The sequence below is a fragment of the Streptomyces sp. MnatMP-M17 genome (assembly GCF_900091995.1).
Classification (GTDB): Bacteria; Actinomycetota; Actinomycetes; order Streptomycetales; family Streptomycetaceae; genus Streptomyces.
The window spans coordinates 1-12,970 of the sequence record NZ_FMDK01000078.1 but is presented as its reverse complement, the minus strand read 5'-3'; the positions used below and the strand labels follow the sequence as shown (position 1 = coordinate 12,970).

Annotated in this window: 12 protein-coding genes; 11 read left to right on the top strand and 1 reads right to left on the bottom strand. The window is 68.9% G+C overall.

The features are described from left to right. The 3 genes from GA0115259_RS04155 to GA0115259_RS04145 all read left to right on the top strand — a co-directional run. The coding region (locus GA0115259_RS04155; RefSeq protein WP_345940991.1) for an FAD-dependent oxidoreductase at window positions 1-684 on the top strand (684 nt) is incomplete at its 5' end. 50 nt (window positions 685-734) lie between these two features. Continuing rightward, window positions 735-1,634, top strand: coding sequence for an RNA polymerase sigma-70 factor (locus GA0115259_RS04150; RefSeq protein WP_093590965.1), 900 nt, complete (start codon window positions 735-737; stop codon window positions 1,632-1,634). 166 nt (window positions 1,635-1,800) lie between these two features. Beyond that, window positions 1,801-2,163, top strand: a complete 363-nt coding sequence (locus GA0115259_RS04145) for a hypothetical protein (RefSeq protein ID WP_093590962.1) — start codon at window positions 1,801-1,803, stop codon at window positions 2,161-2,163. A gap of 96 nt (window positions 2,164-2,259) precedes the next feature. Here GA0115259_RS04145 and GA0115259_RS04140 read toward each other — a convergent pair whose 3' ends face one another. Beyond that, entirely contained in the window at window positions 2,260-3,027 is a 768-nt protein-coding gene (locus tag GA0115259_RS04140; protein WP_093590959.1) for a dienelactone hydrolase family protein, read from the bottom strand. A 462-nt stretch (window positions 3,028-3,489) separates the two neighbouring features. Here GA0115259_RS04140 and GA0115259_RS04130 point away from each other — a divergent pair, with 462 nt between their 5' ends. The 8 genes from GA0115259_RS04130 to GA0115259_RS04095 all read left to right on the top strand — a co-directional run bounded on the left by GA0115259_RS04130 (window position 3,490) and on the right by GA0115259_RS04095 (window position 12,799). After that, on the top strand, window positions 3,490-4,734 hold the full coding sequence (locus GA0115259_RS04130) for an amidohydrolase (RefSeq protein ID WP_093590956.1): 1,245 nt from the start codon (window positions 3,490-3,492) through the stop codon (window positions 4,732-4,734). Between the two features lie 161 nt (window positions 4,735-4,895). Beyond that, the gene (locus tag GA0115259_RS04125) at window positions 4,896-5,960 is read left to right on the top strand and encodes a BMP family lipoprotein (RefSeq protein WP_093590953.1); all 1,065 of its coding nucleotides are present in this window, start codon (window positions 4,896-4,898) and stop codon (window positions 5,958-5,960) included. Between the two features lie 241 nt (window positions 5,961-6,201). Continuing rightward, on the top strand, window positions 6,202-7,833 hold the full coding sequence (locus GA0115259_RS04120) for an ABC transporter ATP-binding protein (RefSeq protein WP_093590950.1): 1,632 nt from the start codon (window positions 6,202-6,204) through the stop codon (window positions 7,831-7,833). After that, complete coding sequence (locus GA0115259_RS04115; RefSeq protein WP_093590947.1) at window positions 7,830-8,966, top strand: ABC transporter permease; 1,137 nt, start codon at window positions 7,830-7,832, stop codon at window positions 8,964-8,966. The genes GA0115259_RS04120 and GA0115259_RS04115 overlap by 4 nt, the downstream gene beginning before the upstream one ends. Continuing rightward, window positions 8,963-10,255 (top strand): ABC transporter permease, encoded by a 1,293-nt coding sequence (locus GA0115259_RS04110; RefSeq protein ID WP_093590944.1) that lies wholly within the window; start codon window positions 8,963-8,965, stop codon window positions 10,253-10,255. The genes GA0115259_RS04115 and GA0115259_RS04110 overlap by 4 nt, the downstream gene beginning before the upstream one ends. Continuing rightward, on the top strand, window positions 10,252-10,659 hold the full coding sequence (locus GA0115259_RS04105; protein WP_093590941.1) for a cytidine deaminase: 408 nt from the start codon (window positions 10,252-10,254) through the stop codon (window positions 10,657-10,659). The genes GA0115259_RS04110 and GA0115259_RS04105 overlap by 4 nt, the downstream gene beginning before the upstream one ends. A 125-nt stretch (window positions 10,660-10,784) precedes the next feature. Next, a complete protein-coding gene (locus GA0115259_RS04100; protein ID WP_093590938.1) occupies window positions 10,785-12,074 on the top strand; it encodes a thymidine phosphorylase in 1,290 nt (429 codons plus the stop codon). Window positions 12,075-12,205: 131 nt separating this feature from the next. Beyond that, window positions 12,206-12,799, top strand: coding sequence for a Uma2 family endonuclease (locus GA0115259_RS04095; RefSeq protein ID WP_093590935.1), 594 nt, complete (start codon window positions 12,206-12,208; stop codon window positions 12,797-12,799). The last annotated feature ends 171 nt before the right edge of the window (window positions 12,800-12,970 follow it).

The window sequence follows — 12,970 nt, the reverse complement described above, 5'->3', positions numbered from 1 at the left end:
GGCGGCGCGCTCGGCCCGTACCTGCACCCGCGGGGACGGCGCTCGGTGGCCAGGCGGCTGGCCAAGCTCGGAGTGACCGTACTCGACGGCCCCGGCACAAAGGTGACGGCGGTGACGCGCGATGCCGTGCGGCTCGGTGACGGGCGCGAGCTGCCGAGCGCGGTGACCGTCTGGACCGCCGGGTTCGGCGTACCGGACCTGGCCACCCACAGCGGGCTCAGCACCGACGCCCTGGGCCGCCTGCTCACGGACGAGACGCTGACCAGCGTGGACGACGCGCGCATCGTCGCGGCCGGTGACTCGGCGGCACCGTCGGGCCTGCCGCTGCGGATGAGCTGCCAGTCCGCGATTCCGCTGGGCGCGCGGGCCGCCGACACGGTGCTCAGCCGGATCGCGGGTGAGCGGCCCTCGCGCCTCAACGAGCTGCTTGTCGGCCAGTGCATCAGCCTGGGCCGGCGCGCCGGTATCGTCCAGGCCGCCAACAGGAACGACGTCGCGCTGTGGTTCCACATCGACGGCCGCCCTGCCGCGAGGCTCAAGGAGATCGTGTGCAAGGGCACCGTCAAGTATCTGGCCGATGAGGCACGTAAGCCCGGTTCGTACGGCTTGCACCGCGTATCAGGAGGCCCCAAGCGCCGGCAGCTGCTGCGGGCCAAGCGCGCCGAGGCGGCGGCGAAGGCTTGACGGCGTTCGGCAAGGGGAGCCGGCCGGCCGTGAAGGAGAGGGACCCGGACATGAGCGACCACCCCACCACCGACCCGGCGACCGAGACATTCATCGCCCACCGCAACCTGCTCTTCACCGTCGCGTACGAGATGCTCGGATCGGCGGCCGACGCCGAAGACGTCCTCCAGGAAAGCTGGCTGCGGTGGGCCGAGGTCGACCTGGCGCAGGTGCGCGACCAGCGTGCCTATCTGGTCCGGATCACGACCCGGCAGTCGCTCAACCGGCTGCGCGCGATGAAGCGCCGCAAGGAAGCGTATGTCGGCCCCTGGCTGCCCGAGCCGCTGCTCACCGCGCCGGACGTGGCCGAGGACGTCGAGCTCGCCGAGAGTGTGTCGATGGCGCTGATGCTCGTCCTGGAGACGCTGTCGCCGACGGAGCGCGCCGTCTTCGTGCTGCGCGAGGTTTTCGATGTCGGGTACGACGAGATCGCCGCCGCCGTCGACAAGACTCCCGCGGCCGTACGCCAGATCGCGCACCGTGCCCGCCGGCACGTCGATGCCCGCCGCCCGCGCGAGGTGGTCTCCGCCGGCGAGAGCCGGGCGGTCCTGGAATCGTTCCAGCGCGCGTTCGAAACCGGCGACCTCCAGGGCCTCCTCGACGTGCTCGCCCCGGAGGTCGTCCTCGTCGGCGACGGCGGCGGCCTCAAGCAGGCCGCGCTGCGGCCGGTCGTCGGCGCCCAGAAGGCGGGCCGCTTCATCCTCGGCGGCAGCGGCAAGTTCGCGGGCAGGCTCAGCAGCGACCTCACCCTGGTCAACGGCAACCCGGCACTCGTCGTACGCCTGGACGGCGAGATGGACGGCGTCATGGCGATCCGCGTCGAGGCCGCCCGTATCACCGGCCTCTACTACGTCCGCAACCCGGAGAAACTGTCCCGCGTCGAATCCGCGACGCCACTCACGCTGCGATGACCCCCACAGCCGCCCCGCAACGCGGACGGGCACGGGCCCACCGGTTACGGGGCGACCGTGTCCCGTGACAGGGAAGATTGATCCTTTGCCACCGAAGTCCGACCGCAAGCGAGGGTTGATGAGCAGCCGTATATCTCAAGGTGCACTGGTCCGAGGCGCACTGGTCGTGGGCTCGATCGGCGTCTTGATCAACATCGTGGACGCGATCGGGTCGGGGCGCCTGGAGCCGCACGATGCCTTCGCCGCGCTGGTCGCGCTCGGTGCGGGTGCTGAACTGCTCAAAGAGCGGCGGCCCAGGGCCGCGAAGGCGTTGTATGCCGTGACATCGGTGCTGCTGGTAGTTGCCGGATCCGTCGCGGGTGCCCGGGCGTGGGCCTCATTCTTCAGGGGCACGACCTATGACTGGCTCGACCTCGGACTCGGGGTTCTGGTCGTGCTTTACGTTGCCGTCGGTGCGGGCCGGCTCTTTGCGCGCATGTCCCGCAGAGCGTCGAGGTCTCGCGTGAATGCCGGCACGCTCAGCGAGTAGCGCCGGGTACGGCCGGTCTTCGGGCACACGTCGAGCGTCGGTGTTCCGGCCGCCCGAATGCGGTTCTGCTGTGCGGACTTCGAGGGGAGGGGACTGTCAGTGCCCGGCGCCGGCATGCTTACCCGGGTCATGCCCCAGATCCTCCGTCACGGGCAGGCACTCGGCGAGCAGGTCGACGACATCGCGCCAGGCTCGCTGCGCGTGCCGTGGGTGGTAGCCGACGCCGGGGACCACGGGGTGGCCGACCGGCGGGTGGTGGAAGGCGTGCAAGGCGCCGCCGTAGACCGCGAGGCGCCAGTCGACGCCCGCGGCCTGCATCTCAGCGGTGAACGCGTTCCGTTGCGCGGGCGGCATGATCGGGTCTTCCGACCCGACCCCGGCCCACACCGGGCAGCGAATGCGCGCCGACTCGCCCGGTCGGCCCGTGGTCAGTGCGTTGACTGTCCCGATCGCGCGCAGGCTGACGCCGCCGCGCCCGAGTTCCAGCCCGACGGCGCCCCCGGTGCCGTAGCCGACAGCGGCGATCCGGTCGGGGTCGGTCCGCGGTTCGGTGCGCAACACGTCGAGCGCCGCATGGCCGATACCCCGCATCCGGTCGGGATCAGCGAGCAGCGGCAGGCAACGGGCCAGCATCTCCTCGGGGTCGCCCAAATAGCGCCCGCCGTGAAGGTCGAAGGCCAGCGCTATGTATCCCAGTTCGGCGAGAGCATCGGCCCGGCGGCGCTCGACGTCACTGAGCCCCGGGCCCTCTGGTCCGAGCAGCACCGCTGGTCGGCGGTCGGCACCGGCCGGGAGCGCGAGGTGCCCGATCATCGTCAAACCGTCGGCCGGATACTCGACCGTACGCGTCGTAATCGTCGTCATGAGACTGGACTGTAGTGATCGTCGAGCCCGGTCCGGCCGGTCTTCTGCCGCCGGCAGAACAGCGCGGGTATCCCTCTGAAAGCGGGTATCCCTCTGAAATACGGCGAGGGCTCACGAGAACCGTCACAAACCCCGTCCCCACGGCAGCGCTGTCGGATCACCTGCCCAGGTGCGGCTCCTACTTCGCCGGCTCATGCGGCGGCCCACCCCTGACCGTCGTCAGGCAGTACATCGAAAACCAGCAACGTGGCCGCCCAACGCACGTCCCGGCAGGCGTCCCGGCGCACGTCCCGGCAGGCGTCCCGGCGCGCGTCCCGGCGCGCGGAGCGGGCCGGTATACCCGCTTCGTTGCTTCCGTATGCGCTGGCGCGCCGGGTTTCTTCGGCTGGGTGGCTGAAATTTTGCTGATCGTGACTTCGTTGATCCCTGAAGAGGCCTAGTCTTCAGCAGGTGAGCAAGTTGATGTCCCCAGAGTCCGAGACCGACGAGCTGCCCGGCGACGGCGCACTTCCGGCGGAAGCCGCGCTGCCCGGCGCGGTGAGCGACGGATTGCGTGCCGAGCTGATCGCCTTCCGGCGGGACATGCATATGCATCCCGAGCTGGGCAATCAGGAGTTCCGTACGACCGCCGCGCTCAAGCACCGGCTGGAGCGGGCCGGGCTCGCGCCCAGGGTGCTCGCCGGCGGGACCGGGCTCGTCTGTGACGTAGGGACCTGGGACGGCGTCCGGCCCATGCTGGCGCTGCGTGCCGACATCGACGCGCTGCCGATCCCGGACACCAAGACCGACGCTCCGTACCGCTCCACCGTGCCCGACCGCGCGCACGCCTGCGGCCATGACGTCCACACCTCCGCCGTCCTCGGCGCCGGTCTGGTGCTCGCCGGGCTCGACCGGCAGGGCCTGCTGCCGGGCGCCGTACGGCTGGTCTTCCAGCCCGCCGAAGAGGTGCTGCCCGGCGGCGCCGCCGATGCCATCAAGGACGGCGCGCTGGACGGCGTCGGCAAGATCATCGCGGTGCACTGCGATCCGCGCGTCGACGCCGGGCTGATCGGGCTGCGCCACGGGCCCATCACCTCCGCCTGCGACCGGCTGGAGATCTCCCTCGACGGCCCCGGCGGCCACACCGCGCGCCCGCATCTCACCACCGACCTGGTCACCGCCGTGGCCAAGGTCGCCACCGAGGTCCCGGCGCTGCTGGCCCGCCGTGTCGACGCCCGCGCCGGGCTCGCCGTCACCTGGGGACGTATCGAGGCGGGCCACGCCTGCAATGTCATCCCGCAGCACGCCGAGCTCTCCGGCACCGTCCGCTGCCTGGATCTGCCTGCCTGGCGCGACGCTCCGGACATGGTCCATGCCGCGATCGACGAGATCGCCACGCTCCATCACGCCAAGTCACAGATCAACTACGTCCGCGGAGTGCCACCGGTCGTCAACGATCCGGTCGTCACGGAGTTGCTGCGCGCCGCCCAGACCGCGCGCCGCGGTTCGTATGCAATCGAGGACACCGAACAGAGCCTCGGCGGCGAGGACTTCTCCTGGTATCTGGAGCATGTGCCGGGCGCGATGGCCAGGCTCGGTGTGCGTACGCCCGGCAGCCAGGCCCGGTACGACCTGCATCGTGGTGATTTCGATGTGGACGAGCAGGCGATCGAGGTCGGTGTGGAGCTGTTCACGGCAGCCGCGTTGATCGACGGAAACCGTTTGTGAAACGATTTGTAATCGGCCATGAACACCACTCGTCACCTCCCGTTCGCGACGATCCGATAACAGCTTCCGTACAGGTCTTTATCTGACATCTACGCGCGTTACGATCGCCGCGAAACCAGCGCCGGAAGAGGCGCTTCGGTCAGGTTGAAGGGACCACCCTCTTGCGCCGGGTAACCAAGATTGCTGCGGCGGGCATCGCCTCCGCCGCGCTCGCTCTGACTGCCACCGCGTGTGGCAGCACTTCGGCCGACAAGGCCAAGGAAAACGACACGTCGAGCTCGGCTTCCGCCGCGGACGGCGTCAAGGTCGGTGTCGCCTACGACGTGGGCGGCCGTGGTGACCACTCCTTCAACGACTCCGCCGCGCGCGGTACGGACAAGGCCAAGGCGGAGTTCGGCGGTGAGGTCAAGGAACTGACCGCCAAGACCACCGACACCGAGGCCGACCGCGTCGAGCGTCTGACCCAGCTCGCCCAGGCCGGATACAACCCGGTCGTCGGCATCGGCTACGCCTACTCCAACTCGATGAAGCAGGTGGCGGTCAAGTTCCCCGACACCACCTTCGGCATAGTCGACTCCGTCGTCGACGCGAAGAACGTCGACAACATCGTCTTCACCGAGGAGCAGGGCTCCTATCTCGCGGGTGTGGCCGCGGCGCTGAAGACGCAGAAGAAGCACGTCGGCTTTATCGGCGGTGTCGACGTTCCGCTGATCAAGAAGTTCGAGGCGGGCTTCGTCCAGGGCGTCAAGGACACGGACAAGAGCCTGAAGGTCGACGTCCAGTACCTGTCGCACGGTTCGGACACCTCCGGCTTCGCCAGCCCCGACAAGGGCAAGGCCGCCGCCCAGGGCATGCTCGACAAGGGCGCGGACGTCATCTACTCGGCCGCCGGCTCCTCCGGTTCCGGTTCCATCGAGGCCGTCAACGGTGTCAAGGGCGCCTGGGCGATCGGCGTCGACTCCGACCAGTACAACCAGGCCTCGCTCGCCAAGTACAAGGACTCGATCCTGACCTCGGTCGTCAAGAACGTCGATGTCGGCGTCTACGACCTGATCAAGTCGGTCCACGAGAAGAAGCCGCTGCTCGGCACGAACAGCTACTCGCTCGCCAAGGACGGCGTCTCGCTCGCCACCAGCGGTGGTTTCATCGATGACATTCAGGCCAAGATCGACGAGGCCAAGCAGAAGATCATCGACGGCACCATCACGGTCAAGACCACCCCGTGACCTCCGGTCAGTACTACTCGGTGACCACCGGTCAGGGACACTCCGTGACCACCTCCGGCATGCGGCTCCATCTCCCCGCGAGTCCCGCCGCCGGCTGAGCGTACGGGCCCGGGAAGAGGCCTTCACATCCTCTTCCCGGGCCCATAACGATGTGTCAACTCTACGCGCGTAGGCGGGAGTTGACGCGCTAGCGTCACCACGCCCCCCGCCCCAACGCTCCTTCCTCCGAGGAGAGTGCGCCATCAACGCGTCCAGCCCTCCCGCCGTCGAATTGCGCGGCATCACCAAACGCTTCCCCGGTGTCGTCGCCAACAGCGATATCGACATCACCGTGCGCAGAGGCACCGTGCACGCCCTCTGCGGCGAGAACGGCGCCGGCAAGTCGACGCTGATGAAGATCCTCTACGGGATGCAGAAGCCCGACGAGGGCACCATCACCGTCGACGGTGACCAGGTCACCTTCGGCAGCCCCGCGGACGCCATCGCTCGTGGCATCGGCATGGTGCACCAGCACTTCATGCTCGCCGACAACCTCACCGTCCTGGAGAACGTCGCCCTCGGCGGCGAGAAGCTCTACGGCATCGGCTCCCGCGCCCGCGCCAAGATCCAGGAGATCTCGGACGCCTACGGCCTCGGCGTACGGCCCGACGTCCTCGTCGAGGAACTCGGCGTCGCCGACCGCCAGCGCGTGGAGATCCTCAAGGTCCTCTACCGCGGCGCGCGCACCCTGATCCTCGACGAGCCCACCGCGGTGCTCGTCCCTCAGGAGGTCGAAGCGCTCTTCGACAATCTCCGCGAGCTCAAGTCCGAGGGCCTCACCGTCATCTTCATCTCCCACAAGCTGGGCGAGGTGCTGTCGGTCGCGGACGAGATCACCGTCATCCGGCGCGGTACGACCGTGGGCACCGCCGATCCGCGCTCCACCACCTCCCGGCAGCTCGCCGAGCTGATGGTCGGCAGCGAACTGCCCTCGCCGGAGACCCGTGAGTCCACGGTCACCGACGTACCCGCCCTGACGGTCCGTGATCTGAGACTGACCGCCACCGACACCGACGGTGTCGTACGGGACGTCCTCGCCGGGATCGGCTTCACCATCCACCGGGGCGAGGTCCTGGGCATCGCGGGCGTCGAGGGCAACGGCCAGGCCGAACTGGTCGAGGCGATCATGGGCATGCGCGATCCCGACGGCGGGGTCATCACGCTGGACACCACCGACATCTCCCACGCGCCCACCCGCAAGCGGCGCGAGAGCGGTATCGGCTATATCCCGGAGGACCGCCACCGGCACGGACTGCTGCTGGAGGCGCCGCTCTGGGAGAACCGCATCCTCGGCCATGTCACCGAGCGTCCCAACTCCCGTGGCGGACTCATCGACGCCGGGGCCGCCCGGCTCGACACCGAGCGGATCGTGCGCGAGTACGACGTGCGCACGCCCGGGATCGATGTCACCGCGGGCTCGCTCTCCGGCGGCAACCAGCAGAAGCTGATCGTCGGCCGAGAGATGAGCCACACGCCCAAGCTGCTGATCGCCGCGCATCCCACGCGCGGCGTGGACGTCGGCGCCCAGGCCCAGATCTGGGACCAGATCCGCGAGGCACGCCGCGGCGGTCTCGCCGTGCTGCTGATCTCCGCCGACCTGGACGAGCTGATCGGCCTGTCCGACACCCTGCGGGTGATGTACCGGGGCCGGCTGGTCGCCGACGCAGATCCCGCCACGATCACCCCCGAGGAACTGGGCTCCGCGATGACGGGCGCTGTCACCGGCCATCTGGAGGCCTCGGACGTGCCCGCCTCAAGCGCCTCAGGCACTTCAACAAGCGCCTCAGGCACCGCAAGCACCTCAGGCACCGGAGCCGGGGGAGAGGACCGATGAAGAAGCTCACCTCCCGGATCGACAAGGAGCGGCTGCTCCTCGCCGTCGCCGCGCCCGTACTGGCCGTGGTCGCCGCGCTGGTCGTCACCGCGCTGGTCATCGCCGTCACCGGCAAGAATCCCTTCGAGGCGTTCAACGACATGCTGTCGTACGGCTCGGCCAGCGACAGCCAGGTCTACATCCTCAACAAGGCCACCACGTACTACCTCGCGGGCGTCGCGGTCGCCATCGGCTTCCGGATGAACCTGTTCAACATCGGCGTCGACGGCCAGTACCGCATCGCGGCCTTCTTTGCCGCGGTCGTCGGCGGCACGCTCGATCTGCCGGGCATCGTACAGATCCCGGTGATCATCATTGTCGCGATGCTGGTCGGCGCCATGTGGGCCGGGATCGCCGGTGTCCTCAAGACCTCACGCGGAGTCAGCGAGGTCATCTCCACGATCATGCTGAACTCCATCGCCACCGCGATCATCGGCTATCTGATCCAGCCCGAGCGGCTCGGCCAGCTCGACGAGGCGGGCACGCTCGTCTCCACCAAACCGCTGCCCGAGTCGTCGTGGTTCTTCACCATCGACATGGGCCCGGCCGGTCTGCTCTGGGGCTTCCTCTTCATCGCCGTACTGGCGGGACTCGCCTACTGGTTCGTCCTCGGCCGCACCCGCTTCGGCTTCGATCTGCGCGCCGTCGGCCAGTCCGAGTCGGCCGCCGCCGCGAGCGGTGTCAGCGTCAAGAAGATGGTCGTCACCAGCATGATCCTCTCGGGCGGTATGGCCGGGCTGATCGGTATGCCGACGCTGCTCAACGAGAGCCATATGTACAGCAACGACTTCCCGCTGGGCATCGGCTTCACCGGTATCGCGATTGCGCTCCTCGGCCGCAACCACCCGATCGGCATCGCCCTCGCCGCGCTGCTCTGGGGCTATCTGGAGCGCACCACCAACCACCTTGAAGTGATCGGCTACGACAAGGAGATCCTCGGCGTGCTCCAGGGCGTCATCGTCCTGTGCGTCGTGATCGCCTACGAACTCGTACGCCGCTACGGCCTCAGGCGCCAGCAGCAGCGGGTCGGCGCCGAACTCGCCGCCCAGGCCGCCCAGGCTGTCAAGACCGAGAAGCTGGAGGTGGCGGGATGACTGCCACGACGACCGACACGCCGCCTCCGGCCGCGCCGAAGGCCACGGCCGCCAAGCCGCCCGTACGCCGCAGGCTCACCGTCGCGCGAGTCCTGCTGATCATCGCGGGCGCCCTGATCCTGCTGTCCGCCGTACGGATACTCACCGGCGCCGACCAGCTCACCTCCACGGGCCAGATCAGCGCATCCCTCGGCCTCGCCGTGCCGATCGGTCTCGCCGGTCTCGCCGGTCTCTGGTCCGAGCGGGCCGGCGTGGTCAACATCGGTCTCGAAGGCATGATGATCCTCGGCACCTTCGGGGCCGGCTGGGTCGGCTGGCAGACCAATCCCTGGCTCGGACTGCTCGCCGGTGTCGCCTTCGGTGTCCTCGGCGGACTGCTGCACGCGGTGGTGACCGTCACCTTCGGTGTCGACCACATCGTCTCCGGTGTGGCCATCAATCTGCTGGCCCTCGGCGTCACGCAGTATCTCGCCAAGATCTTCTTCAACTCCGGCGAGGCGCTGACCAAGGGCGGCAATCCCAAGCAGTCGCCACCGGTCGACTCCATCCCGGACGTCACCGTTCCCGGGCTCTCCGACGGTCTCACCTCCCTGGCCAACCACCACTGGTTCCTGGTCTCGGACCTCGCGGGCATCCTCGGCGGTCTGGTCACGCATGTCTCGGTGCTGACGGTCTTCGCCGTGGTGCTCTTCATCGCCACCTGGTGGCTGCTGTGGCGGACTCCGTTCGGGCTGCGTCTGCGCTCCTGCGGCGAGAACCCGATCGCGGCCGAGTCGCTGGGCGTCAACGTCTACTCGTACAAGTACGCGGCCGTCGCCGTCTCCGGTGGTCTGGCCGGACTCGGCGGTGCCTTCCTCGCGACCGTCCCGTCGCACATCTATCTGGAGGGCCAGACGGGCGGGCGCGGCTATATCGGTCTCGCCGCGATGATCTTCGGCAACTGGCGGCCCGGCGGGCTCGCCATGGGCGCGGGCCTGTTCGGCTTCTCCGACGCGCTCCAGCTCCGCAACGGCGGCGAGACCGTCCACGCGCTGCTGCTTCTGCTGGTCGTGCTGCTGGTGCTGCTCGCCGTGTGGAAGGCGTACCGGAAGGCGATGATCCAGGCCGCCGCGAGCGCCGTGGTCGCCGTACTCATCCTGGTCTGGTACCTGCTGACGGACACCGTGCCCGAGGACTTCGTCGGCGCCACGCCGTATGTCGTGACTCTTCTGGTGCTCTCCCTGTCGGCGCAGCGGCTGCGGATGCCGAAAGCTGATGGCATGCGCTATCGCAGAGGACAGGGCAAGTGACCACCGCCGCGCCGGGCGCGGGCGTCGACTGGGAGACCTTGCGGGCCGCGGCCCGGGCGGCCATGGCCCATGCGTACGTCCCGTACTCGCACTATCCGGTCGGCGCCGCCGCGCTGGTGGACGACGGCCGTACGATCTCCGGCTGCAACGTCGAGAACGCCTCGTACGGCCTCGGGCTGTGCGCCGAGTGCGGGCTGGTATCCGCCCTCCAGCTCGGCGGCGGCGGCCGGCTCACCCACTTCACCTGTGTCGACGGCACGGGCGAGGTGCTGGTGCCGTGCGGACGGTGCCGGCAGCTGCTGTACGAGTTCGGCGGCCCGGAACTGGTCCTGGAGACACCGGACGGAATCCGCACGCTCGACGAGATGCTCCCGCAGGCCTTCGGCCCGGGGCATCTCACCTGAGACCCGGCCCCGGCACCGCCGCGATCCGGCGGGCCGGGGCCGTACTGCTTGTATGTCGTCGCACCGCCTGTGTAAGACCCGTATGACCTGTACGACCCGTATGACCTGTGTACGAAAGGAACGCCATGGACGTCATCTCCGTCATCCGCGCCAAGCGGGACCGGGGCGAACTGAGCCCGGAGCAGATCGACTGGGTGATCGACGCCTATACGCGAGGTGAGGTCGCCGACGAGCAGATGTCGGCGCTGGCGATGGCGATCCTGCTCAACGGTATGAACCGCGCCGAGATCGCCCGCTGGACCGCCGCCATGATCGCCTCCGGTGAGCGCATGGACTTCTCCGCGCTCTCGCGGCCCACGGCCGACAAGCACTCCACCGGTGGAGTGGGCGACAAGATCACGCTGCCGCTGGCTCCGCTGGTGGCCGCCTGCGGCGCCGCCGTACCGCAGCTCAGCGGCCGTGGTCTCGGCCACACCGGCGGCACGCTCGACAAGCTGGAGTCCATTCCCGGCTGGCGGGCCCTGCTCACCAACGCCGAGATGCTGGAGGTCCTGGAGACCACCGGCGCGGTCATCTGCGCGGCGGGCGACGGTCTGGCTCCCGCGGACAAGAAGCTGTACGCGCTGCGCGATGTCACCGGCACCGTCGAGGCCATCCCGCTGATCGCCTCCTCGATCATGTCCAAGAAGATCGCGGAGGGCACGGGCTCGCTCGTCCTGGACGTCAAGGTCGGCTCCGGCGCCTTTATGAAGACCGTCGAGGACGCCCGGGAACTGGCCGCCACCATGGTGGGCCTGGGCACCGACCATGGCGTACGGACCGTGGCCCTGCTCACCGACATGTCCACGCCGCTCGGTCTGACGGCGGGCAACGCCCTGGAAGTACGGGAGTCCGTCGAGGTGCTCGCGGGCGGCGGCCCGGCCGATGTCGTGGAGCTGACTCTCGCCCTCGCGCGCGAGATGCTCGACGCGGCGGGCCTCAAGGACGCCGATCCGGCGAAGGCGCTGGCCGACGGCTCGGCGATGGATGTCTGGCGCCGGATGATCGCGGCCCAGGGCGGCGATCCGGACGCGGCGCTGCCGGTCGCCCGGGAGCGGCATGTGGTCACCGCTCCGTCGTCGGGCGTCCTCACCAGGCTCGACGCGTACGGTGTCGGCGTCGCCGCCTGGCGGCTCGGCGCGGGCCGTGCGCGCAAGGAGGATCCGGTGCAGGCGGGCGCGGGCGTCGAACTGCACGCCAGGCCGGGAGACGAGATCACGGCGGGCCGGCCTCTGCTGACGCTGCACACGGACACGCCGGAGAAGTTCGACTACGCGCTGGAGGCGCTGGCGGGCTCGTACGACATCGCGCCGCCCGGCACCTCGTACAAGCCGACTCCGGTGGTGCTGGAGCGCATCTCCTACCCGGTCGACTGATCCGGGCCGGTCCGGGCCCGTGGCCGACCCCAGGGGATGTCAACGACCCGTCCGGGTGAACGGGACCGGTGGACCCACAGCGGCCCCGTCAGTCATGCTGGGATCAGTGACGTACCGATTGGAGACCGCCAATGAGCGCACTCACTGTCGACCCCCCAACGGCCCATGGCCACGAGTGGGACGACCTTGTCCGACTCTGGGAGGAGACGGACGCACCCGAGGGCAGCAAGGTGGAGATCATCAAGGGAATCGTCACCGTGGCACCACCGCCGTCCAACGCCCACAACGATATTGCCGATACCGTCCAGCGTCTGCTGTACACCGTGATCCCTTCCGACTGGGGGATCTACCAGACGCTTGGGGCCGCGGTCCCTTCCCGAGACGGCCTCTTCATTCCCGACTTGGTCGTCACACCGAAGGCGGTGCTCCGGAGCGAGCCCGGCAAGTTCATCCCCGCCACCGCGGCGGAACTGGTCGTCGAGATCACCTCGAAGTCCAACGCGAGCCATGACCGCATCACCAAGACCGCGAGCTATGCCCAGGCGGGTATTCCCCTCTATCTGCTCATCGACGCCTGGGCCCCGGGCGGTCCGACGGTCACTCTCTTCGGGGAGCCCACGGGCGAGGTCTACAGAGTGCACCAGGCGGTGAAATTCGGCGAGGACATCACATTGCCCGATCCCTTCGGGCTGACCATCGAAACGGCCGCCTTTCCGCTGGACTGACGCATCGGGGAGCCCCGATGAGTTCGCCCCGATGAGTTCCGGCCATCAGGGCGGTCTCATTCGGCGTGGACGCCACAGAACCGATCGTTCTCGTCATCGCCGGCCGGCTCACCCCGGCCGATGTGCCGCGCCTGTGCGAGGAGCTGACGGCACGTCTGTACAGCACCGGCG